This is a genomic window from Mucilaginibacter angelicae (assembly GCF_042434235.1).
GTDB classification, from domain to species: Bacteria; Bacteroidota; Bacteroidia; order Sphingobacteriales; family Sphingobacteriaceae; genus Mucilaginibacter; species Mucilaginibacter angelicae.
The window spans coordinates 143,405-168,854 of record NZ_JBHLTS010000021.1; the positions used below are offsets into that span (position 1 = coordinate 143,405).

17 protein-coding genes are annotated in these 25,450 nt (G+C 43.0%); 8 read left to right on the forward strand and 9 right to left on the reverse strand.

The window, feature by feature from the left end; translation table 11 throughout:
- Position 1 precedes the first annotated feature (1 nt).
- Both ACFFGT_RS10390 and ACFFGT_RS10395 read left to right on the forward strand, forming a co-directional pair.
- Positions 2-1,399: a RagB/SusD family nutrient uptake outer membrane protein gene (locus ACFFGT_RS10390; RefSeq protein ID WP_377022459.1), complete on the forward strand. Its 1,398-nt coding sequence runs from the start codon at positions 2-4 to the stop codon at positions 1,397-1,399.
- Positions 1,400-1,404: 5 nt separating this feature from the next.
- Positions 1,405-2,823 carry a TlpA family protein disulfide reductase gene (locus ACFFGT_RS10395; protein WP_377022460.1) on the forward strand — a complete coding sequence of 473 codons (1,419 nt, stop codon included), beginning with the start codon at positions 1,405-1,407 and terminating at the stop codon, positions 2,821-2,823.
- Between the two features lie 42 nt (positions 2,824-2,865).
- Here the strand turns inward: ACFFGT_RS10395 and ACFFGT_RS10400 are convergent, their stop codons facing one another.
- The 4 genes from ACFFGT_RS10400 to ACFFGT_RS10415 form a co-directional block, all read right to left on the reverse strand.
- Positions 2,866-3,141, reverse strand: a complete 276-nt coding sequence (locus ACFFGT_RS10400) for a DUF6520 family protein (RefSeq protein WP_377022461.1) — start codon at positions 3,139-3,141, stop codon at positions 2,866-2,868.
- A 75-nt stretch (positions 3,142-3,216) separates the two neighbouring features.
- Positions 3,217-3,663, reverse strand: coding sequence for a MauE/DoxX family redox-associated membrane protein (locus ACFFGT_RS10405; RefSeq protein ID WP_377022462.1), 447 nt, complete (start codon positions 3,661-3,663; stop codon positions 3,217-3,219).
- Between the two features lie 3 nt (positions 3,664-3,666).
- Entirely contained in the window at positions 3,667-6,348 is a 2,682-nt protein-coding gene (locus ACFFGT_RS10410) for a lanthionine synthetase LanC family protein (protein ID WP_377022463.1), read from the reverse strand.
- Positions 6,349-6,846: 498 nt separating this feature from the next.
- Positions 6,847-7,176 (reverse strand): hypothetical protein, encoded by a 330-nt coding sequence (locus tag ACFFGT_RS10415; RefSeq protein ID WP_377022464.1) that lies wholly within the window; start codon positions 7,174-7,176, stop codon positions 6,847-6,849.
- A 259-nt stretch (positions 7,177-7,435) separates the two neighbouring features.
- Between ACFFGT_RS10415 and ACFFGT_RS10420 the strand changes: the two genes are divergently transcribed.
- From ACFFGT_RS10420 to ACFFGT_RS10430, 3 genes are read left to right on the forward strand one after another with little or no spacing between them, the layout of a single operon-like run.
- Positions 7,436-8,779: an MBL fold metallo-hydrolase gene (locus tag ACFFGT_RS10420; RefSeq protein ID WP_377022465.1), complete on the forward strand. Its 1,344-nt coding sequence runs from the start codon at positions 7,436-7,438 to the stop codon at positions 8,777-8,779.
- Between the two features lie 14 nt (positions 8,780-8,793).
- Complete coding sequence (locus tag ACFFGT_RS10425) at positions 8,794-10,119, forward strand: hypothetical protein (protein ID WP_377022466.1); 1,326 nt, start codon at positions 8,794-8,796, stop codon at positions 10,117-10,119.
- 12 nt (positions 10,120-10,131) lie between these two features.
- Entirely contained in the window at positions 10,132-10,953 is an 822-nt protein-coding gene (locus tag ACFFGT_RS10430; RefSeq protein WP_377022467.1) for an N-acetylmuramoyl-L-alanine amidase, read from the forward strand.
- 316 nt (positions 10,954-11,269) lie between these two features.
- Here the strand turns inward: ACFFGT_RS10430 and ACFFGT_RS10435 are convergent, their stop codons facing one another.
- Genes ACFFGT_RS10435 through ACFFGT_RS10445 form a run of 3 tightly spaced genes read right to left on the reverse strand, consistent with a single transcriptional unit; the run spans position 11,270 to position 17,498 of the window.
- Positions 11,270-11,839 carry a hypothetical protein gene (locus ACFFGT_RS10435; RefSeq protein WP_377022468.1) on the reverse strand — a complete coding sequence of 190 codons (570 nt, stop codon included), beginning with the start codon at positions 11,837-11,839 and terminating at the stop codon, positions 11,270-11,272.
- Complete coding sequence (locus ACFFGT_RS10440) at positions 11,827-12,363, reverse strand: hypothetical protein (RefSeq protein ID WP_377022469.1); 537 nt, start codon at positions 12,361-12,363, stop codon at positions 11,827-11,829. The genes ACFFGT_RS10435 and ACFFGT_RS10440 overlap by 13 nt, the downstream gene beginning before the upstream one ends.
- Complete coding sequence (locus tag ACFFGT_RS10445) at positions 12,360-17,498, reverse strand: hypothetical protein (protein WP_377022470.1); 5,139 nt, start codon at positions 17,496-17,498, stop codon at positions 12,360-12,362. Before ACFFGT_RS10445 ends, ACFFGT_RS10440 begins: the two co-directional genes overlap by 4 nt.
- 531 nt (positions 17,499-18,029) lie before the next feature.
- Between ACFFGT_RS10445 and ACFFGT_RS10450 the strand changes: the two genes are divergently transcribed.
- The 3 genes from ACFFGT_RS10450 (at position 18,030) to ACFFGT_RS10460 (ending at position 21,739) form a co-directional block, all read left to right on the forward strand.
- Positions 18,030-18,737, forward strand: a complete 708-nt coding sequence (locus tag ACFFGT_RS10450) for a hypothetical protein (protein WP_377022471.1) — start codon at positions 18,030-18,032, stop codon at positions 18,735-18,737.
- Positions 18,737-19,843, forward strand: a complete 1,107-nt coding sequence (locus ACFFGT_RS10455; protein ID WP_377022472.1) for a hypothetical protein — start codon at positions 18,737-18,739, stop codon at positions 19,841-19,843. The genes ACFFGT_RS10450 and ACFFGT_RS10455 overlap by 1 nt, the downstream gene beginning before the upstream one ends.
- Before the next feature lie 1,113 nt (positions 19,844-20,956).
- Entirely contained in the window at positions 20,957-21,739 is a 783-nt protein-coding gene (locus ACFFGT_RS10460; protein ID WP_377022473.1) for a hypothetical protein, read from the forward strand.
- Positions 21,740-22,452: 713 nt separating this feature from the next.
- Here the strand turns inward: ACFFGT_RS10460 and ACFFGT_RS10465 are convergent.
- A complete protein-coding gene (locus ACFFGT_RS10465; protein WP_377022474.1) occupies positions 22,453-23,307 on the reverse strand; it encodes a hypothetical protein in 855 nt (284 codons plus the stop codon).
- Positions 23,307-25,448: a DUF3606 domain-containing protein gene (locus ACFFGT_RS10470; RefSeq protein WP_377022475.1), complete on the reverse strand. Its 2,142-nt coding sequence runs from the start codon at positions 25,446-25,448 to the stop codon at positions 23,307-23,309. The genes ACFFGT_RS10465 and ACFFGT_RS10470 overlap by 1 nt, the downstream gene beginning before the upstream one ends.
- Between the last annotated feature and the right edge of the window lie 2 nt (positions 25,449-25,450).

Consider the following 25,450-nt stretch of genomic DNA (forward strand, 5'->3'; position numbering starts at 1 on the left):
CATGAGAAATACAATCAACGGCCCGCTATGGTGCATCGTCTGCATCATGGGCCTTCAAATGTACAGCTGCAAAAAGCAGGACGATTTTTTGGATACCAAACCTAACCAGGCCCTGAAAACACCAACCACACTTTCGGACCTGCGCGGATTGCTGCAGAACGAAGATGTTTTCAACAGCCAGCCCGATCCGGGACTGGGCCAGATCGCCTCCGACGATTTTCTCATCCAGGATGAGGTTTTACCCGGTCTTTCATCCGATGAACGGAATACCTACACCTGGGCTAAGGAGATCTTTGACGCCTCGACCATGCAGGCCATCGACTGGAATTTTCCGTACCAGAGTGTTTATTATGCCAATGTTGTGCTCGATGCGCTGCCCGGTATAAAACCGGCTGCCAATGAAAAGGCAGGCTACGAACAGGTCAGGGCGACGGCTCTTTTTTACCGGGCCTGGGCATTCTACGGGCTCCTGCAGACTTTCGCCCTGCCATATGACAAGGATAAGGCCGCCGGGCAGCCAGGCATCCCGCTGCGCCTGACCTCGGACCTTAATGCGCATCCCCGCCGTTCAAGCATCGCCGAGGGTTATGCGCAGGTACTGGCCGATCTGAAATCCGCATTGCCGGCATTGCCGGTTAAGCCTGCTGCTCCGACGGCCCCGTCCCAGCCCGCAGTAAATGCCCTGCTGGCCAGGATCAGCCTCGCTATGGGGGAGTATCCGGCGGCATTGTCTTATGCCAGCGCCTGCATCGCGCAGTTTTCGACATTGACGGACTATAATACGCTGAACAGACCGACAGCCACCACCATCGACATTGGCTATTTATCAGAGGATATTTATCATTCGAACATGACAGGCCATACGGTCTATAATATACGCCGGGACACCTATATCGACCCGGCATTTTACAATAGCTATGATGCCAATGATCTCCGGAAATCCAAGTTTTTCGCCATCCTTGATAAGCTGCCGCAATTCCCGAGGTTCGTGGGGTCCTATGATTTTAAAGGACAAAAATATGACGGCCTCGCGATGGATGAAATATACCTGATCAAAGCAGAATGCCAGGCAAGGGTAGGGGATGTTACAGGGGCGATGACCTCCCTTAATACACTCCTGAAAACAAGATGGAAGACCGGCACATTTGCGCCCTATACGGCCGCAAGCGCGGATGATGCCCTGCTGCTGGTACTGCAGGAACGGAAAAAAGAATTACTGTTCCGCGGCCTGCGCTGGACTGACCTGCGCAGGTTAAACAGGGAGCCCCGGTTTGCCCAAACGCTTCAGCGTACCGTCGGTGGCCTGACCTATACTTTACCGCCGGACGACCCGAGGTATGCGTTCCCTATTCCTGATATTGAAGTTCAACTGGGGGGGCTGACCCAAAACCCAAGATAAACGCCATGGACAAGCAGATGAAAAAAATGACTTTGGTAACACTGACCGGCCTGCTGGTCTTTTCCCGGCTTTTCGCCGGGCAAAAAGCTGCCAGGATCGGCGGCACTGCGGATTTCCTCCGGACGGGGGATTCCGTATTGGTCACCGTCCGCCAATATACCGGGAGACTTGACGAGATCGCCACTACCTATACGGCTTACGCGAGCGGGAACCGCCTGGCGCTTTCCATCCCTGCCCGGGATCAACCTCAATACATCGAGCTGCTGTTCCCCAACAAGGGCAGGACATTTCTCGGCCCGGTCATCCTTTTTCCCGGGGACGATATGGTGATAGAAGTGAAAAGCGGCTCTTTCCTGTTTAAGGGATCTTCTGCTGTGCGGTTTTCCGCGCAGCAGAAGTTAAGGGAGATCTCAATCCGCTTTTCCCAGCAAATGCGCCTGCGTTTTACGCCTGCAACATTGCCGCGCATCTTCGATCATATCGATTCCGGCGCCGCAGCACAGTTAAATTACCTCGAAACGAAAAAAAAGCAATTAGGGTTAAGAGCTTTTCGCTTATTAGCGAATGATGTCAAAGCAGGCGCTACCTGCAGCAAATTAGGGTACCTGAACTACACCTGCATGAACAAGCCGCCGGAGGTACAGGAAACTTTTAAAACCGCATTTGTTCAATATGGTAAACCATTGAACAGCTTTCCTTCTTTTTCGCCCGCCGATTCCTCCGGGAAACCGGCTTCCGGGTGCTCTGCAGAACTGGTCTACCAGCAATATCTCGCAGACTCCTGCGTATTCCAACAAAAAAGATTCAGTATTCACGATTGCTACGCCTATGAATCCGGGCATTTCAAAGGGGAGATCCGGGAACAATTGGTAACCGCCCTTTTTATCACCAAGAGGAGCAGTCCCGGGATCACTGTTGCAGATATCACGCAGGCGCTTGACTATGTAAAAAACCCGGACTTCATCAAAGTCCTGGAAAAGATCCGGGCGACCAATACGACCGGTGCCGCAGCGCCTGATTTTACACTCCCGGACACGGCGAATACGCCGGTTAACCTGAAAGATTACCGGGGTAAATTAATCGTGTTGGATTTCTGGTTCACCGGCTGCGGGGCCTGCAAAGCGATGGCCCCAAGGATGCAGGCCATCGAAAAAAAGTATGCAAACCGCCCGGTTGTTTTTATAACGATCTGTATCGACAAAAAGCGAGCGCAATGGCTGGCTACCCTGAAAACGAACGAATACACCTCACCTTTAAGCCTGAACTTATATACCGATGGTAAGGGCAATGAGCACCGCGTGATCCGGGATTACGATGTGCGGGGTTATCCCACATTTGTCCTGATCGATAAAGATGGTAAGCTGGCCCCGAAACCCGGGCTGGAAGAAGAGGAAATGTCGAAGCTGATCGACAGCTACCTTTGACAGCAAAACTGGCCTGCCGGATTTCCCGGCAGGCCTGTTGCATTACTTGCTTTTGAAAACCTGGTTCGTCGGCGTATGGCCGGTTGGAACTACGTTGTCAGTGGGCGCCACGTTAGTGGAGATCTGGCAGATCTGGTTTGGCTGCGATGAACAGGAAGCAGTAGCCGGGTTGGGAACTGTTTGGGTCCAGTGGAAACCGGTACCGCTGGTCTGCCTTGCATAATAAGTAGTCGCATTGGATTTAGGGCTGAATGCGAATGCGCTGCCTGCACCTGACAGGGCTGCAATGGCCATAAGGCCCATTCTGATCTTTTTCATGGTTTATTTAGTTTAGAAATGAGCACGGGTTTTACCACAGGACCCGCAATAACCTGATTTCGCGCGTGAAATATCTTATGCCTCATAAGGCTTATGTTTAATGGCTAAATGACGCTGTGACCGGTAATGTCTTAACGCGATTGCCGCAAGGCCGGTAAATAATAGATTGAGTAAAAAGTGTTCTCCCCAGCCCAGTGATTTAATCACCCCTCCGCAGGCACAGGGTGATTTGGGAAACATATGCAGCAGTACCGCACCCACATAAAGTGTGAAGCTGATCATGAGCGCCAGGAATGCGTATAATCCGGGTATCCTGCTTTTGCCGGAGATCAGCAGCGCCGCGACGGCCAGTTCTGCCGGGGGAAGGATATAAATGAGCGGATATGTAATCCAATCGGGCAGGTGCTGAAATCTCATAGAGAGTTCAAACGTTTTAAAATCCAGTAGTTTGCTTAACCCGGTGTAGAGAAACAATAATACCAGCAGCGCGGTAATGAAATCGAATATCAAATCTTTTTTCATTGCTTAATGAATCAGGTGAAAAGGGAAATCTATTTTATCAGGTGCGGTGCAGCGAAGCAGGAAATGGATGATGCCGCTGTTGCCTGTCCAAAAATCCGGTATGGGTTGAAGCTGGGTTCCGTCGAGCCAGAAAGCAGTGCCCTCATCGTCACGGTAAGAACTGCGCAGCAGCACCGCGGCTATGGTATCCGCCCGGGTTTTCCATTCGGGGGCCTTAAAGATTTTGAAAGCTTCCAGGTAAATTTCTCCCAAACCGCTGAGCCCGTTACCAAATGAAAAGTAGTTACTGGTGATATCTACCGGATGGTAGCCCAGTACCTCCGACGCGATCTGCCTGTATTCACTGATACCCAGTACCTCGTAGGCTTTGATGAAAGTCAGTGCAATACCGGAAAAGCCATGTTCGAGCCAGGGATCAACAGTAGTATTACCATGGCACACCGGCCAAAACCGTTTTCCGTGTTGCAGTATCCGTTGTCCTTCGAGCCATTCCAGCGCAGCCATAATACACGCGCTTAGGTCCGGCGATTTGAATCGGGAATAATACTCCAAAAGGCAATAGGTGATCCCTGCAACACCATGCATAAATCCGGTAACTTTCAGTGGCTTTCTGTTCGCCGGGTCTGTAGCCGTTAACCATGATCCATCCGGCTGCTGCTTTTCCATTAGCGTTTTAATTATGCCGGCGAGCTGCCGGTTATACAAAACGGTCCCGGTATCATTGGTACAAGCCAATATGGCAAGTCCTGTTCCGGTTAATCCGCCGGTAATACTCAGCGTCTCGTTATGTATTGAACCGGCAACGAAAATCTCATCACCGAATTTCGATACTGATTCTTTTAGTAATGTTCCCTTAAGACGGCGCAGTACGATTGCTAAGCACGGATCATCTGTTTCTTCTGTTCGCTCTTCAGCGTTTGTTCGTCTGCTGAATGGATAATTGTTAAATGGTGTGATCAGCCGGTCCAGGTTTGGTATTGAAAAGCCAAGTGTTTTTGCGCAGGTGAGGATTGTTGTAATAGCTGCCAGATCGTTTGGCAGGGTAGCCGAACCAATCCATTGCGTTATACATCCTGTTTTGCCGGAGTTTATTGTATATCCCCGGGAATTAGCCTTGTCCGGGACCAACTGATCGATCAGCGTATGGCAGGCGCCGCTGATAATTTCATACGACTGCTCATAGGTGAATGGACCATCATGCATATGTTCCGGAGCCTGGGTGCCTGTTAACAAGAGGGCGTCGTAAATGGAAAGGGCACATTCTATGTCATTTATGTCCGGTCTCAATTGCGGATCCGGATGCACGCAGGAGGCGATCATAGTGACCAGGGAACCGGATTCGATGAAATAGCCAAGGGCCTCTGCCAGTATCGTAGTTGAACCAGTATTGAATTTATTCGGCAGGATTCCTGTGAAAAGGTTGATGAGCAAGGCACCCAGTCCATAAATGTCGTCTTTGAAGGATGGTGCATATCCCTGGTACTGTTCCGGGGACAGGTACCCTGGCGTACCCAGAGTGAAAGGAGGGGCGGGTTGACCTGACCGGATATCACAGGACAGTTCAATGTCGATCGCATAAACTTTGTTTTCCCCGTTAACCAGGAAATTCGCCGGCGTTACGTCGCGGTGGACGATGCCGGCTTCGTGGAAAGCGGATAAGGTCCGAACAACCTGCAAGGCATGATCAATGAGTTCCCTTTTCCTGTCGACCGACATGAACCTCCAGATAGTCCCTTCGCTCAGGCAAACAGCTTTTTCACTTAGTGACATAGCTTCTAGATACTCCATTGCCAGGAAACCGTCACCATGAAGCTCAAAATATTCAATTACTTTTGGCAGAACCGATTTTGGTTCCAATAGCCTGTGTACATGCATTTGCCATTTTAAACGGTCCTTCTGGTCCCGCGCGGTATTGTCAAAGCTTTGAGACAGCCTCCCCTGCTTCAGAATGCACCATTGCATGTTGTATACCACGTTTACTTTCAACGCCTTGATGACATTTCCTTTCGGTTCGCTTTTTAAAGGCGTTACAGGAATATATTGCCATTTCAATAAATGCGGTTGTTTTTGGGATTTAATGGGTTTGATACTCCGGAACGGCCAGGCCTTTCCCGCCGAGCTCAGTGTCTGGCGCAGAACGTCTGCATAAAAGCTATCATAAAAAATGGCCTGTTTTTCAGGGAATGCCTGAGGTTCCGGGAATAACGTTCCGTAACTCACAGCAAGGCAGGACGAAAGGGCGTATGCGCAGGGTATCGCCGGCCCGTTAAAATACCTGGTAAGGGTAATTAGCCGTTTAACAATTACCAATGCTTCGTCATCTTTACAAACGCGAAGATTGATTGCCTTGCCGGTAAGGTTAAAGCCCTTCCGCCCATCCAGGATAGCGCTATGATGGTCGGCATCAATAGGAATGGCAAAGCTAATCAAGCCTGATCTTAAATAATCGATTACCGGTTCGATCAGATCCTGAAATTGTTGCCGGACGACGGAAACATGGATGAGCCAGGCAGGATTTTCATCGGGATTGCCGGACCAAATATAAGGCGGCTTGTATGAAAAAGGGATTCCCTGCTGCTCCAGGTAACAGGAATAATTGACTCCTCCATGGGTGCTCCGTTTGTTGGAAGCTGATGGACCTGTATCCGGCAGGTCTGTGCTATCTTTTAAATCAGGCTGTTGCATTTTCGTCGCTTTTACCGGGAATTAACTCCTTGTAAGCAAAGCAACAGCATTTAATGAAGCGGAAACAGTGGGAAAAGGGTGGGAGTTCTTTCTACAAAAAATCTGAAAACGCTGATTTCCGGTACCGGCCAAGGCAGAAGCAGGGCCTTTTGGCGTTTTTTAACCGGTATGTAATTAAAAAAGCATAAGCTTCAAGTACTCCTGGAACTTTATATTGCTGCTGAACAATGTGAAATAACTTCAGGCCCAGGCATCCCTATAAGAGCTTTAAAGCAAGTTTTATCTTACATCCTGGGGCTATTGACTGCTTGATGCCGATTCAGACTGGTCGATACAAATTTGCGAAAAGGAGGGTTTGTACTAAATTCAATGCTGCCGCCTGTTTCAATATTCAGAGGGCAATTTTGAATTTAGCGAATTACGCCTCCCCCCTGCGCGAGACAGGTCTTGCGGCAACGGTAGCCTGACTTTCATTAAAGCAGCATCCCCTGGCCCTAACTAATAATTATGCTGGTAGTTGTATCTCGGGCGGTCTTTTTGGATCAGCCATTTCTCCAATAGCGCAGCCTTTTCCCTCGGCTTGGCGTAGTCGTGATCATATTCATCATAGATCAGACCGTGTCTTTTGTGTTCATTTAAACGTAGTTGGATCCGGTCAGCATAACAGATCCCGTGGTAAACCAGGCGGTTTCTGTGCCACAGCGTGTAATTTACCGTATTATTAGAAGTAGAAATAAGCTTGTTTATAGCATAGAGCCCAACAGCAGCTATGCCTAATTGCAGCAGCGGAATGGTGTTGTTTCGGTTGTTAAGATTAAGATTGTTCATTACCTTAAAGATAGGCTGAATTCAGCAACCGCTCAAATTGCTTCCGGTAGATTTTATAAAATATTTATAAAAAAAATATATTATTCCCACAAGTTGTTTTTCTCGATTTTGCTGCTTATTTTTATGGATATATTTTACTGAATATCAATTAATTAATAATTATTTATTGTGTGCTTTATTTAAAATAAGAGTTAAGAAAAATAATTAATTAAGAAACGATACGCTCAAGTTTAATATTCACCTCTTCCAAACCTTAACCATGAAATTATCAATCGATCAAACCCGGGCGGCTTTCCAGGATCCCCTGGCCTCCTTTGTCAAAAACAGCTGCCTGTTTATTTTACTGACGCTGCTCTCCGGAAACGCATTCGCGCAGCAGGAACTCCAGGTCCACCACATCAATATTGAGAACGGGGACGCGACCATGATCGGTATTTATGATATCCCTTCCCACCGGTATATATCCAAAACACTGATCGATGGCGGTATGTCCAAGCCCGGAGACCTCTTATTGCCCTATCTGCACAAGGTGGCCGGCGCCGACACCAGCGGCACACATTTTAATTATATTATCCTGACCCATTATCATACGGATCATTACAACGGTTTACTGGCAATGAAAACCGGGGAACTTACGGCAGACAGCCTCGTAGATCCGGGAGGTTATGACTTTCAACGCTATTTTCCCAATCAACCAGCCCTGCAGCAATTGACCGCTGCGCACCCCGATGTAATGCTCATCCCGAAAAACTGGACAAACATGCTCAGTGCCGCCATGGCCCTTCAGCCCGCAGCGATCAGGGGACATAGCCAGCTCATGGTTTCCTTTACGAATAATGAGCAGAGCGGGATCGGTCATCAACTGGTATTAGGCAAAATCGGTGACTTACCGGTTACGCTGGAATGCGTGGCGGGCTGGGGAAACACGAGAACAGGCCGGGCGAACGCCATCAACCCGATGCCGGGTGATTCCAGCGAAAATAATTTTACATTGTCCTTCCTGCTTCGCTGCGGTGAATTCCGTTATTTTATCGGCGGAGATCTTGCCGGGGTGACCAACAGCCAATATATTGATCAGGAAGAGCCCTTGTCCGGCTACTTTGCCATTGCGGTACCTCTGGCGCATCCAATCTCCGGACAGGGGAACCTCACCGGGCATATCTGCGGGTTCAAGGCGGATCATCATGGCAGCAAAACCAGCAATGTCGCGACCTTCATGCAGGCAATGACGCCATCGATTGTGGTGACTTCTGCCGGAAATAAAAAAGGCTGGCATCTGCCGAATGAACTTTTCCTGACCAGGCTCGTTGATGTCCACGCCGCTTCCGAAACGACAGGTAATCCCGGCCGTGGGCTCTATTTTACCAATTTGTATGACTGGGGCACTGGCATGAACTCGCTGACGAAAGCAAAGAACCTGTTTGCAGGAAAGCCCGGTATTAGTTTCGATTATGGTAACAATAACGGCCATAAAGCCGGTTATGTCATCCGTGTTAAACCCGGCAATCTCCGGACCGAAAGTGATTTTGAAGTAGACCGGGTAGATATTTCCCAGACGCCGCTGTTCTCTCTACTGGCCAGTTACCGTTGTCATCATCAATAACCAAAATCTTCATCATGAAAAATCTCCTTAAACTGGCTATTGTCTTAATGTTCGCTTTTTCCGCTGTACGCGCGCAGACGGGCAAGCCTGCTGTGCAGGCAAAGCTGGTAGTTGCTGAAAAGAAAACAGTCCCGCCTGTACCCGCTCCGGCCCCTAAACCGGCCGTTGCCTTGCTGATATCGGCGGATACCGTAAAAAAAATGGTTGCCCAGGTGGTCAGTATCAGCACTGACCGGCTTTCAGAAAACCAGGCCAGTGATATCGCGAAGATCAAAAAGGAGATCGGCCTGGATTCTGCAAGAAGGGTCTGCATTGCTTATCCCGGAACAATCCTGCATTTCAGAATTTCCAATCCCATCGCTTTTCTCGCTGACCGGCCAAAAGATCAGGCTAAAGTCGTGATTTTTGTTCATGGGATGGAAATGAAAGGTTTTTTCACCAGCTGGCAATCCGCGTTGACTACGGATATCCTGAAAACCAAACCTGTTAAGCTCGGGGATTTCGGGGATATTTATATCTCCCTGAAAAGAAACGATACGACCCAGGCTGCATGGAACTACCTGTATAACAACAAACAGAGTATCTGGAAAAGCAACGCGGACATCGACGCCTCCATCGGCTGGGAAGGGATGTCTGCCCTGCAAAAAGTGAGCAAAACATCCGCGCCCAATGTAAAGGTAGTTTTTTATCTGCAATGGGTATTGATTCCATGGATCGCCCTGTTTATTGTTATTCTGGCCATATTTTTATATCTGGCGCTTGGCACCAACGTTATGCGTGAAAGCGGGGATGACAGCGCCTTCAGCTTTTCTCTTACCCAGTTGATGTTCTGGACGATCATGGTTATCGGTGGTTTTATCTATATTTTAGTGCTGACGGACCTGCCAACCGGATTTAACCCCTCCGTGCTGCTGATGCTTGGTATCAGCGTCACAACGACAGGGGCGGCCACCTTCATCGATGCCCGATTTAAACAAGCAAATTCAGAGGTCATAAAAAAACCTACCGGAAACTTCCTGAAAGATATCCTGACCTCGGATGGTACCAGCTATAGTGTTCAGCGTGTTCAGGCCTTTGCCTGGAACCTGGTGCTGGGACTTTATTTTATAGGCTTTACCATCTTAAACTTCAGCATGCCGACTTTTTCATCCACCTTGCTGTTCCTTGCGGGCATCACCTCCGCCGCTTATATCACTACAAAGGGACCCGAAAATGATGTCCTGAAAAAACAGCAGACCGGTGAGGGAGAAGAAAGCGCCACGCAGGCAGCTGCAAAACCAAACACTGCTACTACCACTCCTGAACAACCCCTGCCTGCAACACCAACCGCAGTCGGTTAAACAATAAAAGTTATGCAAACCAAAGGAAAATTTGTACTGATGACCTTGCCCGAATTCGAGGGATACCTGCAGGGAATGGATATTTCGACACTGAGAAAGATCACGCACATCCAGACGCATCATACCTGGAGCCCTTCCTACCGTAATTTCAGGAACAGTAATTATTTTGAAAAAATGGAAAGCATGGAAGAAGATCATATCACCCGGGGATTCGGACAGATCGCCCAGCATTATACCACCTTTCCGGACGGTATGATTGTCGTCGGCAGAAGCCTGTCCCTCATCCCGACCTGTATCAAAGGACACAACACCGGTGGCGTGTGTATCGAAAACCTCGGAAACTTCGATAAGAACCAGGATACGATGACCGCGGAGCAAAGCGATACCATTGTTAAAATGAACGCCTTGTTATGCCTGAAATTCGGCCTCGACATTAATACGACCAGCCTGGTGTACCATCATTGGTTCCGGCAAACCGACGGTTTCCGGGATAACGGGGAAAATGATCCGAAATACCTTAACCATAAAACCTGCCCTGGAACCGCTTTTTTTGGCGGTAATACGGTAGACGATGCGACGAAGAATTTTCTGCCGCCTGTGCAGCTGGCCTATGACCAATACAAGCAGAATATGGTGGCCGGGACGCAGCCGTTTAAAAGCGGTACAGTCAACGCTGACCTGCTAAATATAAGAAGCGGTCCCGGCAAGGATTTCCCAGCTGTCGGCCAGCTTAAACGGGAAGCTCAAGTGATCATCTTGGAAACCAATGATGACTGGGACCGGATAGGGGACAACCAATGGGTATTCGCGGATTATATCGCGTTGAACACTTAAGCTGGTTGACAGGATATCTATAGTTGGTATTTGCTCAGCGATCCGCTGAGTCATCAAAATTAGCCAGCGCAGGACAACGCTGTGAAAGAGTTAAGGAACTTAATTTTTCGGCAAGGAAAATTGCCTACTCATAATTAGTATAAAAGATAAGAAAGGCGAATTGTTATAGCCTTGATTTAATTAGATAATCAGCCATCGTTGACAACTGACAGAGAGTAGTCAGTCAAGATAATTGCCGGGGCGTTATTGATTTTTATGTTAATGGGTGAAATTTATGCATGTGAATTGCTTTTAAGATGGCTTAGTTGTGAAAAATTTATTTATGACTTTCATGAGTGGATAACATTTTCAAATATAGTATCTGTGCTGTCAGGAAAGCAAAGCAAATTGCAAAGGTTACGATTTTAGGTCCATCCATTAAAAAATCCTTTCCGAAGGATTCAACTAATTTACTTAAGATGAATGATGAGGTTACACCAGTTAAGGATGAAACGAGGGCTTTTTCTGCGACTTCTGGATTTATACTGTTTAATATTGCTTTAGAGCGTCTTTCCTCATGGTCTTTTAAGCTATCCGTGGTCTCTTCATTTTCTTTTTCGGCTTCCTCAGCTCTTTCAAGATTGAAAAAAATGGACCTTATATAGTCCTTGAATGAAAAAAATATCAAAGCAGGCAACGGCGCAATAAAGAAAAACTCTAAAAAATGGAGCGACTCGAAAAGAAGTTTATTTTGATCTCCTTCGCCTTGGAAATAATGTATCACTGCGAAAAGAATACCAAAAAAACCCACCCCCAATATTGGAATCGCCAGGAGGATCATCAGATAAAGGACAATCGTAAATCCGTTTTTAAAAACTATTTCAAAAAAGTCCTCTATCGCTTCCATAACCATTTTTTATTTGTGTTTTGTCTTGTTTGTTTAAGTTTCTTAGCCAGTTTCTCAAGAATAGAATCATTTGGCATTTTCAGTATCTTTCTGATGTCCTCACATAGCGTTATTGCAGATGTAGCGATGTCGCCTTTCGGGAATTGATAGTATTTAGCCGTACGCGTTCTAATGGGCTGCCTGTTATATTTTGCTCCGGAATACGAGATTACATTAAGCTCTTCGAAACCGGGTTTATCTATGATTATGTCCGAATATACTCTTGAACCCACATTGTTTTCATCGCCAATTTGTTGATCAAGAATGATAAGATCTAATTTATATTCAAGGAGCAACAGACGAACGACATTGCGGTGGGTCGCATTCGGCATATCAGCATATGCCTGAAATTTTTCAAGGTCAGCTGTCCGATTCTCCGGAGTTGGCAATATCGTAATATTTAAATAAGTCTTTAAATTTTGTGAGATTGTCTTGTAATGTTCCTCTTTATCTTCTAAGTAATAAATGTTGTAGTTCTTTTTCATGTATTATAGATCGCGATTGGTATTTTTATTTCGTATTGATATGTAGTTTGGCTGCTTGAATCAGTTTTCCTGTTACAATATTTTTTAGATACTTTTTCGTATTGACCAAATGAGATTTTGTCAATCAGACCCAGCCCATGGACATCTCCTTTGTTAGACCTGTTTAATCGTTTCATTTTCACATCAGGAATTTCCCTTGATTCATTGACTAATGACAACATCAGTAACCCATCTTCCTGACTGAAAATCATAGTCAGATCCCGATTCTCTATACGACAATGTTTTTTTGCATTCACTAATGCTTCAGATATAACTACTGTAAACAATTTAAAGGGTATGATAACGACCTTGTTTTCATCAACCAAAAATGAAGATTCGATCCTAACGGGGTCTTTGATAACAGGCGTACCTTCTATGACATTAACTAAAATCACTTCGTACAAAAATTTGATCTGTTCGAACAGTTTCTCTATAGAAATCTCAATTATACCCAATTCGTCAATTTCAACTGAATATAGGAGCCCAGCGTTAGATCGTTCCCTGCCCCAGCCATTGTACAGATCAATGGACTCATCGATGTCTTCGGCGGATGCTAACAGATTGTGCATTACATCAATAACGATCCTTCTATGGTTTTTGTTACCAGTTTTTTTAGAAAGTGTCACAAGCTCCTGCAGCAAGTGTTTATGTCCATGATGGTGTCGCTCTCTTTCTACTAATTGCTGCCGAACACTAATCAATGAATTTAGGATTGCACTACTGTCGTAATTTTTGTTTATAAACCGTGTAATAAGAGGAAGTAAACAAAAAGAAAGTCTTAGCCGATGTATTTCCTCTGCGTTGTTAGTGCCATTTTCATTTTGATGATCAGTATAAAGACAGATTACCGCCTTTCCATTGCTCTCAAAATTCTCCCGGTTTAAATTGACATCACTTAACCGAATAAAGGTCAAATAATTTGTATCACTTGGAAGATAAATAGCCTCCGTAAATTCATTTGGCAAAAAGCCGTTTCGGTCTATACTCTTTAACAGATCCGACTGGCTCTGAATTTTATCTTCAATGGAGTAGATATTTCCACGGACTGACTTCCAGATTACCTCCTCGTTAACAATCGATCGTTGTAATTCCCAGATGATCCAGGGTTTCTTTTTCCTTGCAGCACGGTTACCGTCGTCATTATAAGTATCATAACTTATGGAAAAGTCCTTGTTACTCACCCCATTGATCATGATATAACTCAGAGAATTTGAATCGATGGTAGAATTGATAATGTGGTTTCTTTGATTAGTCGGTTCGGTAGCCTGAGCAATGAGCATTTTCTTTTCCCTGATAACATCGGCTTCCCGGTCATCATACTTTAAAACCATAAAAGCGCCTGCTTTTTCATTATTTTCTTTAAACTGGAAATAGTTTTCGCCATCAGTCGTGAATTCGGGATCACCTGCAGTCCGAAAAAAGTTATTTAATATATTTTTAGTTTTAACTTCCAGGTTTTCCTCGGTACGCGCGTGCTCCTGTTCATTAAGAAGCAGCGTATATGTATATAAAAACTGAATAAAGTTGATAAAGTCCAGGAAGTTAGACCTTTTCCATTGTTCGAGGCTTTCAACCTTCAAATAGTTTTTCAAATGAATCAAACGGTAATCCTTGAAAGCTGTTTCCAGAACAATTTCTATTTGTGTTCTGAATTCTGAGAATGAATCCTTTGTTTCATCTTCCAGGCGGAACGTATGAAACTTTTTGGTTAGAAAGACGCCGTAAATCAATTCAACTCCTTTTCTCACCACAGAAACATTCTCATATTTCACCAGTCTCAGCAAATACATGAAGTCGCGGGTATTCTCAGTCTTTTTGTAATTGATATTGTACTCAGAAACTGGTTCGTCAGAGAACAATGTATCCATGTTTTTTTCTAACCTTAAAATTTTAGCGTCATTATTTGTAGTTATTTCTTTTACTACAGAGACAAAGAAATAACTAAACTCTCTTACTGTTGCTTCAACATAAAGAATATTTCTTATGGCCTGAGAAACGTATGCTATCCTGCTTTTCGCTTCAGCATCCTTATGTATTGCTGTGCTATTTTTCTTTAAAAAATCGGAATGTATGTAATGCCATGCTTTTCGACGCTTCTCAAACGCTGGTACATTAGGTAAATATTCATCATAAATCCGCTTTATTTTTTTTAGTGTCTTAATATGAATCGGATAATTCGAACCCAATAAAGCAGATCGTTTGATTAAAAATTTAATTTTTCGAAAATCCTTAAAACTGAATGGTTTAGACTCATACTCCGACAAAAGCTGGTCCAGATCGAGATTGATCTTCAGGAAAATCTTTTCCTTGATCTCTTTAATATTATTAAGAGGTGCTTCTGTTAGAATCTTTACAATTAACTCTTCGATAATTTCATCGTAGAGCAACGTAAGATACATATCGAAGGATTTATACCAGTTGTCAAAAGGAGCGCGAATTTTTACTTCATTCAATAATCTGGTAAATAACATATTTATTTCAACAGCAGAACGTGGGCGATCGTACTTTAGTAATTTGCTAAAACCTTTTCTAATATCACCAACATTCGAGAAAATGTAATTTAACTGATGGGTGACCAACAGTCGTAAATACCCTTTTTTGGGGAGTCTTCCCGTCTCAAAATGTCTCCAAAACGTCTTTGTTTCATCCGATGAATCACTGTTCCATGGAAACTTTTTGAATTCACTTACGAGCGGGTTATATCTGTACCAGCTGGAAGTATTTTCTATTTCCGCAGACTGAAATACATCAGCGATATTTATAGCTGTCAGTTTGGCCGCTTTATCCAAAAAGTAATGCTTCACCGAATCAAGAACACAACTTTCAGATAAAGAAATGTTCTTAGTCCTGGTCTTACATTCAGGACATTGGCCACGTGAGACTGTATCAATATTCAAATAGAAAAATGCGCTATATCTGATTTTATTGGGCGTTTCTTTATCCGGCAGTTTAAATACATCTGTTAAATGAGCTGAGATATTATCCCTGGTGTACGAGGGTGTCTTACTGATAATTGTGAAAACCCCGTCGAGCCCACGATTAATCTTTTTCTTTTTGGGATTATTGGCATTACAATAATTAACGAGGTCATTGATCTTTAAAAGCGTTTTACCCCCCTGTAAGATATCGTCGACGTAGAAAATATAAGTGGCCTGCCAGATATGAGGGCTAAAAAACTTCACAAAATTTTCGGTCGATTGCAAGGCAATATCATAATGAATAATAACCCCAGAGTCATCAAATATCTGGCGGTTGATAAAATCTGTGAAATATGTGTTATTCCTATCTCCAGCTGAGATGAGTAATACGCCCGAACTATGAAGCTCGGGACTCATCCTAAGCATTTGTAATCGCAAAGTCGCGGCCCATTGCTCAATTTGGTTGATGTAAGTATGAAAAAAAGCTTCCGGCTTAATAAAATGTGTAAAATGGTTCCCTTTGTAGATAACGTGGCCCTGTATTAATGCTTCTTCATTTAGAAAAATATCATTGTCTACGAGGTCAAGGCTTATTTTGAAACTCTCAGGCAGGTTAAGCAATAGATCCGGGGTTACTGAAGTCTTATCCGTTTCCAACAAAACCTCCTCATGAAGTTCCTGCTGCTTCCTTTCTTCCAGGTCGTTATCAGGAAAACATAATGGGCAGCTTTCAGGCAGATACAGTACGGAAGGGATTGAAATAAGATATTTTTGGATTCTTTCTTCAGAATCTGGTGGATTAGTAGTTACAGTGACGAGTTGTTTTAAGGGACGTATTTTTTTCCACTTTAAGATTTGATAAGGGCTGGTTGATATCAATTTATCACCAGATTGAACGCTTTTTCGGGAAAAAGTCAGGTTGAGTTTTCTGATATAGTTTGGATCATTAAAGTTGCCATGCGTTACTAAAATGGCATTTACAGAAGGATAGAGAGGTTTTATTTCTTTATCATTCCCTATTTTAGCCTTAATCAGATTTTCTATTTTAACAGTTGTAGAAAACGTTGTATTGATCGGAACTATGGCTAAAACCCACTTATTAAATTGAACGTTTCTGATCAGATGAGGGTCCTCCGCATCACTTACCATATCATAATTGATGGTGACGCCGGGATTTTTAATGTGCTTTAATAAAATGCTTGAAACCCTATTGATTAACAATTGCGAATACATCCCGTACCCAATAATTGTCAGAGAGTAAACTGAAGGGTAACGGGCTACAATATACTTTGCAATTAAAAAGGCAAATCGATTAGTGAAAAAGCTGTTTTGGAATATACGTTTTGCGTAGACGAAATCACGGATATGAACTTTTGACCCTAACCGGAAATGACTGTTTTTTATCATGTATCCCGCAAAATCATTTTTCAATTCGTATATATCGGTGTTAAGGATATATTCCATTGAGTGCTCAAACAGCGTTTTATCTGCGGATAAAATGATGACCTCGAAGTTTTGAACTATGCCGGCAGTATTAATGAATAAAGGCGATGCTGACAGATTTTCTATGGTTCCGACAGAAAAGATTTTATTCGGACCAGATGTCTGATAATCTTCAAATGTTAGATGAGTGGATATTAATTTGACCATCAATAGCTTATATTCATTTCTGTTCACTCCGCCGAAAATTTCCGTGTAGTAAATCCTGTTATTCGCTTTATCAGTTTCGTAAGTGTAGAAAAGACAGAATTGCTTTCGCCTCCAAAACATCCTATCCTTATCGCCACGGGGAATTCTACCGATAAGTGTTTTTACAATCGCAGTTGGAACATTAGAAAAAATAATTGAATCGGAGTCCAACAGTAAAATCTGATTACTGAGATATTCAGTTACCTTTTCTTCAGAATACCTTTGATGAACATGATTAAAATCCAGTACCGGGATGAAAACCTCCATTTTAGGATATGCAGAGATTAATCGATTTACTTCGGCATTTATTTTTTTCGTTAAGAATGCAAAATCGTATTCCCCGGTCAATAGCTCATTTACATTCAATGCAAACAGCACATAACGGGAATCCGTATCTAAATCCTCCTCTGTGGTTGCAAAAATGAACCCGAGTAGCTTGTAGTAGTTCTCAGAAGCAAACTGATTATCGAACAGATCAAAATGCAGCATTTAGGTTTAGATAAAAGGGTATTTATAATTAGTTAAATATAATAATTATTTAATATCAATTTAAACATATTCACTTAATTAATAATGGATTAGCGAAAAAAACGACGGATAGGCTTTTTAATAAATCGAGGCATTCTGTTTGAGTAAAACATCCCAAATGTTCCGCAAAGACACAGGTTTCTTTTTAATGGATCAGGACATAATGTCTGACGGGTTATTGCTTTAAGGCCACATCATACCTTCATTATTTATCAGATATAAACTCACCGAATCACTCAGCAGCTAATGGGGCTCAATTAATTGTAACAACTCATAACGAGCAGCTATTAAAAAATAAGGAGAGATCATAAATATAATAACGATTATGATTCTCCTGTCATTGAAATAACCGATGATATTGACGATGAGGCTATACTTGGTAGGAATCGTCGTAGTAATGCAATGTCTCGTAGCAACAGAAGTTAAAAAATGCAATCTGTATAATAATTAATTGATTTTTATTATTAATTTCATTTTCAAATACTTACGAGAATGAACAGTCGGCAATTTGGCTATATTTTATCATCCTGGATTTCACCCAGTGTGCTCGCAGAAGCCATAAGAAAAACAATAGAGCGGCCAGATATAATGAATAGCGTTGTTGACCTTGATATTAATTCACGTTATTTTAATAGTGGACAGTCCGCCAATCTTCCGTTTTTAGTCACGTTATTTTTGGAAGGATTTCACGTACCTATCGAACTATTTAAATTTGTACCGATGTACCTGAAAAACATAGCCGATACGCCTGAAGAGACGGAGATGAAAAACATCCATTTCACAGGTACTATTGATTATCTCGATAATGTTTTAAATATCGACGGTACTTATCATATCATCCGAGTCACTTGCCCGGCCAAGGAAATGCAGCTTATTCGATACCCATTGATTATGCTGATTGACGCAGTGACTAATCTCGCAAAATATTGGAGTAACCTAAAAATCACGCATTCGAAAAATACAGTTCACCATCAGCATCTCAGCGAATGGGCGTTTTTATCTTTTATAGACATTTATGTGGCCAAGGCGTACGGTTTCGACGGAATAGCGGATTTGAGGGTATCTCCTCTCGGCATGGATTACGCTCTGGATGTTCAACAAAGAGAAATTAGCTGTCAAGGCAAGATACCTGTTGAGTCTAATATATTATCTTCTCTTATTTTTAATGCTCAAATTATGATTAATAAAAATCAGTCATAATGGATGGATTTGTAAACCCTGAATTTTCTATAGATAAAGATTGCTCGGTACATAATATAAATCCGCTCGCCAATCTTTTTTCGCCATATTCAACTATAACCGGAATAGAACACCATAAAAGCGAGAATCAGAACTTTTTTGTCGATCAATACTATGGATTAGTTTACGACGATTGGATAAGGCAAGGGGGGGCATTTTATGGGATAACTTCTAAGATGCCTGATTTTACATTAGATGATAAAGCTAACTTAGGATTTCTAAGAATTCCTTTTGTCAAAATTCCAAGGATCTTCGTCAAGAACCGGCAGCAAGTGGATCTGCTTGTTTCTGAATTAAAATCGAAGTACAAAAGTTATCAGTTTTACTACCGGGGACAAACTAAGGAATATTTTCTTAATCGAAGCGAAACAACGCTCCAAAATTTATATGGTGATGGAACGACGTTGGAACCTTCTCTATTGCCAAGCAGTTATAGAGCGAAAATTAATATTAACGATGTTATGCCTGAATGGTGTGGATTACTAAAATTTAGTCTTGACGTCTACGCTGGTAAAGATTCGGGTTTAAGATCCAAATTTTTTCGCTGGATAACCAGCTACGAATTTGTACAGTTTGCCTTTGCAACAGCACAGCACTATGGATTACCCTCCAATGGTCTTGATGTCACAGGTAACTTCGATATCGCAGAGTTTTTTGCGTCGCGTGAATCTCATTGGTTGGATCAAGATCACTTGATGAGTTATAAACTTAAAGGAAACTGGGAGAAACCTTCAGTAATTTATGTCTATGGAGTTAAAAATCAATACGATAAAATCGATTTCCAAAATATTAATTTTGGAGAGCTTTTCAAATCTCGGCCATCGTTCCAAGATGCTTACTTTATGTATAAGGGTTGGGGCATGAATCTAAATGACAATGCCAGAAACATTATTGCTGCAGTTTATTTTGACGAAAATTATATAACCTCAGGCTTGACACCGCAAAGTCTTTTTCCAGATTTCGATACAGATAATTTCGGCAGAATACTTTTTCTTACTCTGAAAGAAAAACAATTTGAGTTTGAGAATTTAATGGAATATTATAAAAATTTTTATTGGGTCGTTTAATTCCATGAGTCTACTCTACATATAAGAAGGTTAACGCTTTGAAATTGGAAAATACCCCGTTATTGTATTAACTTTTAAAAACTTTTAGTATTTCCACTTTGTCTTGTTCGCTTTTTAATAAACGTTCAAGCAAAACTACTTTTTGATCGTACAGTTCAAATATCTTTTTGAGAGAGTTGAATATCAAATCACAATTGTAATTAATTCAAGAGGCATTATCTGTAAAAGTATTTGATATAATTCATTGCTTTTTCCTCTTCGAAATTCTTAATAGCGTCTTCGGTACTTTCAATGCTTGAGCTATTTTTGATAGTAATCGGGTTCTAATACTTCTTTGGATTCCAAAAGCGACACCCTTTTCTGGCTCCAATCGTTCCCCAATTCAAGCGCAAGCGCTTTCTGTTTTAAGCCCAGCATTTCGCGGAAACATTTAACATTACGGTCTTGATGGATATTTTATTTTAGGAGTATCGGTAGCAGTGCTCATGGGGGCGATTTAGAGCTATATTCCCTAATAATATAAAGGCCTAAGTTTTCTAAAGCAATAAAACGCTGTTTAAAATATCCCACCGCTGGTATAGGATAGAAAGCTGAATAATTTAGGATTTACGGGATGGCCAGATTTGTAATGCCGATTAATGCAGGACGGTATTAAACCTGGTATTTTAATGTATTGTGGCATATATGCTTCCTATGTTCATGCCCCTAAATTCATGCGTCAATCGGAGGTTGTCGATCCGCTTGTTGTTGTCAGGCACTTTTTTCGATGCCGACGAAGTGGAAGGCCATTCAGACACACTTAAAGTCAGGTGGCATCATGTTATTATTGAAGGCTTTTATCGCGATGAACGCTTCGGGCCGGGGACATTTGTTCATGATTACGAGTTAACCGTCAGGCTCATTGACTCGTCAGCGCTTTTCTTAACCTCGTATCGATGTTGTCAAGTAACGCATTTCAAATAAATATTGTTCATAACTGCGTGTGAGCCTGGTTAGTTTAGTGACTGAATAAGTCGCCGTTCTAAACGATTTGAATCTTAAAATTGAAAAGGATTTACAATTGATTTATGATGATTTATCAGTTATATTTAGTTGTAAATAACTATAAGTGAAATGATTAGAATTTATCTTGGATTTTTCCTGATTTTCGTCCCTAGCACTTTCTGTTTTGCTCAAATCGATTCCATTTCTTTTAAAACGGAACAAAACGGAACAACAATAACAGTATTTACAAGAAATGCCATCCCGTTGAATGGTTTTAATGAATTAACCCTTGTAACACAAAGCTTTAACTCGATTAATGCGGTTTTCGAAACCGAATCAGGTAAACAGGATCAATCCGAAGTCGTTGAGGTTTCAATATTGAAACCCCTGAAAATTGATTTCAATAAATCGCTGAGAAGTTTTTTGTATTCTTCGGTTTACAAGAAGTTTGATATTGACATTAAATTTAAATATGGTCTTCAGTTGTACGGCCGTTTTAATAATGCTGATTTATCTTTAAGTACATTTAATTCAAATTCTTCCGATGATGGCGTGTTGAAATTAAATACCGTTAACATAAACAATCTAATAATTGGAAACACACAAAACTTTAGGACTATAGAAATAATAAATTCAGTAATAAAAGGCTTTTGGGGGGATGAAGGTATTTTAATTCATAATTTAAAAATAAGAAATTGCAAACTTGATTCGCTCGTGGGGCTATTCAAAACCGAACTGCATTCCGAAATAGATACTATATCATTCATCTCGAACGATAATCTTTCCGAGAAAAATTTAATCGACCTTAATAACGTAAATGTACATTTCTTGAAGCTGTTTGAATCAAATTTGGAGAACCTTAAAATTGATCTGGAAAAAATTGATATAGTTGTCGACTACACAGTCCTATGATTGGAAGGCTAAAACCTACCCGGCAGTAATGCGATTATGTTTAGACGAGGAGCAGAATGGAAAATTCGAAATTTACGATAAGCAATTTAAGGAACTCAAATATCTGCATTCTAATCATATCGTTTTAAATTTCATCGATAAATACTGGTGGGATTACGGATACGATAAGGCGAGAGTTTTTTATATAAGCTTTGTAGCGTTTTTGGTTTTTTTTATAAATAATTTGTTTTTTTACAGGTTTTTAAAACAAGTTTATTGGCCGGTGAAATTTCAGGAATATGATCTATCACTTCCCGCAATTGATGCTAACACAAATATGGTATCTAAGCTCAACTGTTTACTCAAAAAGGCGAGTGCTATGTTTTTATATACAGGTTTTCTTTTTTGGGGGGTTAAACTTGATATGAAAGAAATAACTCTAAAATATAAATTTGTTATAGCCCTTTTAATTTTCGAATACATTTTTGGTTTGGTTTGTTTAGGTTATGTAGCAAACTATGTGATCACTAAGTAGGATTAATTAAGATTTACAAAGTTTTATAAGTAGTGCCTGCGGCAGCGTTCAATATCTTTTGGGCAAGTTCGGTCTTGTTGCCCAGGGTAATCTCTCCATAGGGCTGGCTTCCGGCAGTGAACAGCAGCTACCATGCTGATGGGCGCGGGCAGGATGCCCCAGTAAACCGATCTGCTGTTCTTTGCCATAGTTGATCCGTTTAGTATTTATATTTAAAGCCAAGGGTCAGGGAATGAACATCAGAATATTTCGCGTTCTCGTTGCCGTACTTGTAGGCCAGGCTCAGTGATATTTTGCTGTTGACTGCTTTGTCGACAGAAGCGGCCAGCTGCCCGTAATAGTCTTTGGCATACAGGGCGGGGATCTCGGAAAACAGCCGGTAGCCATCACCGGAAAGCTTGAACGACCAGTCGGTGTAGGGTGCATCCTTGTTGTCGAGCTTATTGAGGCGCAGCGAAAGGGAGGTGTTAAAGCCGCCTGCACTATACGCCTTTTCCATTTTATAGGTTTGGCTGTCATGGGTGCCCAAATTCAATACCGGATCAATGGCGAAAGAGAAAACCTGTTTAGCGAAATATTTAGAGCCTTTACCGGTAAACGTTGAAGTGATCGGGTTAATCGTCAGTTTGAGCTGCACATAATACAGTTTCTCGGCGAAGGTCTTGTCGGCATTATAGGTGGGGCTGATCTCCAGCGAGCTTTTGAATTCGCTCACGCTGGACCCGTCGCGGTGACGCGTACTTTTGAACACCTTGCCAAAAACGATCTGGGTAACGATATTATTATTGGCCGCCGATACAGATTCCCCGATACTGGCATCCACGGTCGGGATGATATAATAATGCGTCGTTGCGGTGTACAGGAAATAAATGCCACCATTATTGTTCTGCACTTCGTTAGTCCGGTTGAGGTTAAAGTCGAAGGACTGGATGAATTTCTTGCCGCTTAAGAACGATACGCCGAGGTCTGTTTTTACGTAGTTCTGGCCATAGCTTACCAAAGTGACCAGCATGATCCCGACCATACTGGTGAGGATCTTTGATATGTTTTTCATCAGGAATGGATAAAGGCTAAGATATCGTTACCGGTTTTCAAAGTAGCAAACAATTGGTTATGGAGCCCGGTGCAGTCGATATCCGTCCAGGTATCGCAGATGCTGTTGGCCAAGTCATCTTTTTCATCAGCCGGGCAATATCGGTCTTTGATAGCTAAGCTAAGGTCGATCTGGTCGAAGCGGAGCGTGCAGAATGATGACAGGATCTTTTGGAGTGTGATTGAATCGTCCATGGTGATAAAGTTTGATTGATGGTTTTTCTTTAAATAGCCGGTAACCGCTTTTTCTGTTTTACCGGCTTTTTTGACAGCTGTTTTCAGTTCATCCGGCGTAACACCGAATTTGCCGGACCAGGCCTGTACTTCGTAATCTTCGTCGATGTTGATCTGTTTACGGGTATTCTTACTGTTGATATCGGATGTCTCGATATGCAGTTCCTTGAAAATCCGGAGCACGGTGTTCAGCGGCAGATTCATGCGTTCAGCGATCTCAGACGGCGTCAGGTTGTTACCTTCGAGGATGGCAGCGGCGATAAAGCTGCCGAGCTGGCTGGTTTTGCTGGATTCTTCGATTACCCTGTTCAGTTTCACCTGTTCTGCGAAACTGCCGTAATATTTGATGGGGTCGTACTCCGGCTGGCTGCCCTGTATACCGGGGCCCGAAGACATGCTGCGTTCGAGGTTTCGCTGCAGCGAACGGTTATTGCGGGGCTGCTGCCCGGTATCGAATAAGAACCTGAGCGCTTCATCGCCGACACCGACGGTGATCTTGTCGCTGTGGTTTTGGATAATGTCCAGCCCCGTACCGGTCTTTACCGGTTTCCTTTTCCCGCTATTCAGTACCTTTTTGACCGGTGAGGCGGCGGTAACGGCTCCCGTCCAGACAAATTCGTACTTCGGCCTGAATGGCCGGAACGTATTATAGGGGGAATCGAATACCTGGTTCTCGGCGATATGGTCATTGATGCTGTCCTCCGGTACGAGCCAGGGGTATTTGAACGCCGCCCGTCGGATGGTGTCAAAGGCGATCCTTAACATTGGCGTGCCTTTAATGCCCGTCTGCTGTTTTTCCGGGAGGGTCTTTTGAAAATGGTCATAACTCAACAGGTTCAGCGCCCAAATGTCAGGCGAACTGCGGCTGTTCTTCAGTATTTCCCTTTGCAGGTTCCGGACGATCGTCCGGAATAGTTCATCATTTTTGGTTTCGGTGCTGGACAAGTAGATGTAGGCTCCCAGCAAACCCAGCATGGGCGACTGGTATTTCTGGTCAGCGATGCTCTTTAAAAGTTCATTATCCAGCGTCAGGTCATTATTCTGTATTTTGCTGAGGCAATAATCGATGTACAGGTTATTGCGGTCGGACGGATCGAACTCCCGTTGCTTTGAAATAAAGATCCGGACCGAGCCAAACAGCGGTTCGGCACCAACGGTCATGAAGAACTGGGTATACCAGCTTTCGTAAACATAGATCGGGATGACCCGCTCATCGGCTCCGCTATAGTTCAGAAAATACAGGCCGGGGTTAAGATAACCGCTCAGGCCGATGTAACCGGAACCTGGCCGGTAATTGAACGGAAAGGTGTTATCATCCCCGATGCAGCCTCCGGGAAAGGACGCAATGACCCGACCACGTTCCGTGGTCAGGCTGAATTTTTCCCAGTAGGCTGTTTTTTTAAAATTGGTCCCGAAGGCTTGCTGATCTGGGAAGCGCAGGAAAATGAAGATTCCCGAATTTTTATGTTTTAAACGAGCATCTTTAAAGGTCTCCAACTTGCTGATTCCGATCGCCGGCTCGGTATAGTATTCGTGCGAAGATTCATAATTCGCGATGCCCTTGATAAGTGCGGCTGAATACAATTTGGGTGGTTGCAATTGTTCCCCGTCCGTAAGGCCTACGCTGTAATTTTTATTGGCATCCAGGGTGATATCGTTGTCCTGGATCTGCCCGTTAATATCGAAACGGATGATATAATCTCCGGCAGGCAGGCGGTAATGCCGGGAGGGCCGGCTTTGCTGGTCCGGTCCGGCGATCATCCGCTTTTTCCGGTTAAATATCCAGATCTTGGTCGCAAAGGCGAAAGTATCGGCCAGCCTGATATGCAGGTCGAACTCGAGGGTTGGTGGATTCTGTGCTTCTTCCATGA

Coding starts and splice junctions, on each gene's coding strand:
- ACFFGT_RS10410 (WP_377022463.1), bottom strand. CDS start 6,348: ATGCAACAGCCTGATTTAAAAGATAGCACAGACCTGCCGGATACAGGT.
- ACFFGT_RS10420 (WP_377022465.1), top strand. CDS start 7,436: ATGAAATTATCAATCGATCAAACCCGGGCGGCTTTCCAGGATCCCCTG.
- ACFFGT_RS10455 (WP_377022472.1), top strand. CDS start 18,737: ATGGATGGATTTGTAAACCCTGAATTTTCTATAGATAAAGATTGCTCG.
- ACFFGT_RS10450 (WP_377022471.1), top strand. CDS start 18,030: ATGAACAGTCGGCAATTTGGCTATATTTTATCATCCTGGATTTCACCC.
- ACFFGT_RS10440 (WP_377022469.1), bottom strand. CDS start 12,363: ATGAAAAAGAACTACAACATTTATTACTTAGAAGATAAAGAGGAACAT.
- ACFFGT_RS10390 (WP_377022459.1), top strand. CDS start 2: ATGAGAAATACAATCAACGGCCCGCTATGGTGCATCGTCTGCATCATG.
- ACFFGT_RS10415 (WP_377022464.1), bottom strand. CDS start 7,176: ATGAACAATCTTAATCTTAACAACCGAAACAACACCATTCCGCTGCTG.
- ACFFGT_RS10395 (WP_377022460.1), top strand. CDS start 1,405: ATGGACAAGCAGATGAAAAAAATGACTTTGGTAACACTGACCGGCCTG.
- ACFFGT_RS10460 (WP_377022473.1), top strand. CDS start 20,957: ATGATTAGAATTTATCTTGGATTTTTCCTGATTTTCGTCCCTAGCACT.
- ACFFGT_RS10445 (WP_377022470.1), bottom strand. CDS start 17,498: ATGCTGCATTTTGATCTGTTCGATAATCAGTTTGCTTCTGAGAACTAC.
- ACFFGT_RS10425 (WP_377022466.1), top strand. CDS start 8,794: ATGAAAAATCTCCTTAAACTGGCTATTGTCTTAATGTTCGCTTTTTCC.
- ACFFGT_RS10470 (WP_377022475.1), bottom strand. CDS start 25,448: ATGGAAGAAGCACAGAATCCACCAACCCTCGAGTTCGACCTGCATATC.
- ACFFGT_RS10405 (WP_377022462.1), bottom strand. CDS start 3,663: ATGAAAAAAGATTTGATATTCGATTTCATTACCGCGCTGCTGGTATTA.
- ACFFGT_RS10430 (WP_377022467.1), top strand. CDS start 10,132: ATGCAAACCAAAGGAAAATTTGTACTGATGACCTTGCCCGAATTCGAG.
- ACFFGT_RS10400 (WP_377022461.1), bottom strand. CDS start 3,141: ATGAAAAAGATCAGAATGGGCCTTATGGCCATTGCAGCCCTGTCAGGT.
- ACFFGT_RS10435 (WP_377022468.1), bottom strand. CDS start 11,839: ATGGAAGCGATAGAGGACTTTTTTGAAATAGTTTTTAAAAACGGATTT.
- ACFFGT_RS10465 (WP_377022474.1), bottom strand. CDS start 23,307: ATGAAAAACATATCAAAGATCCTCACCAGTATGGTCGGGATCATGCTG.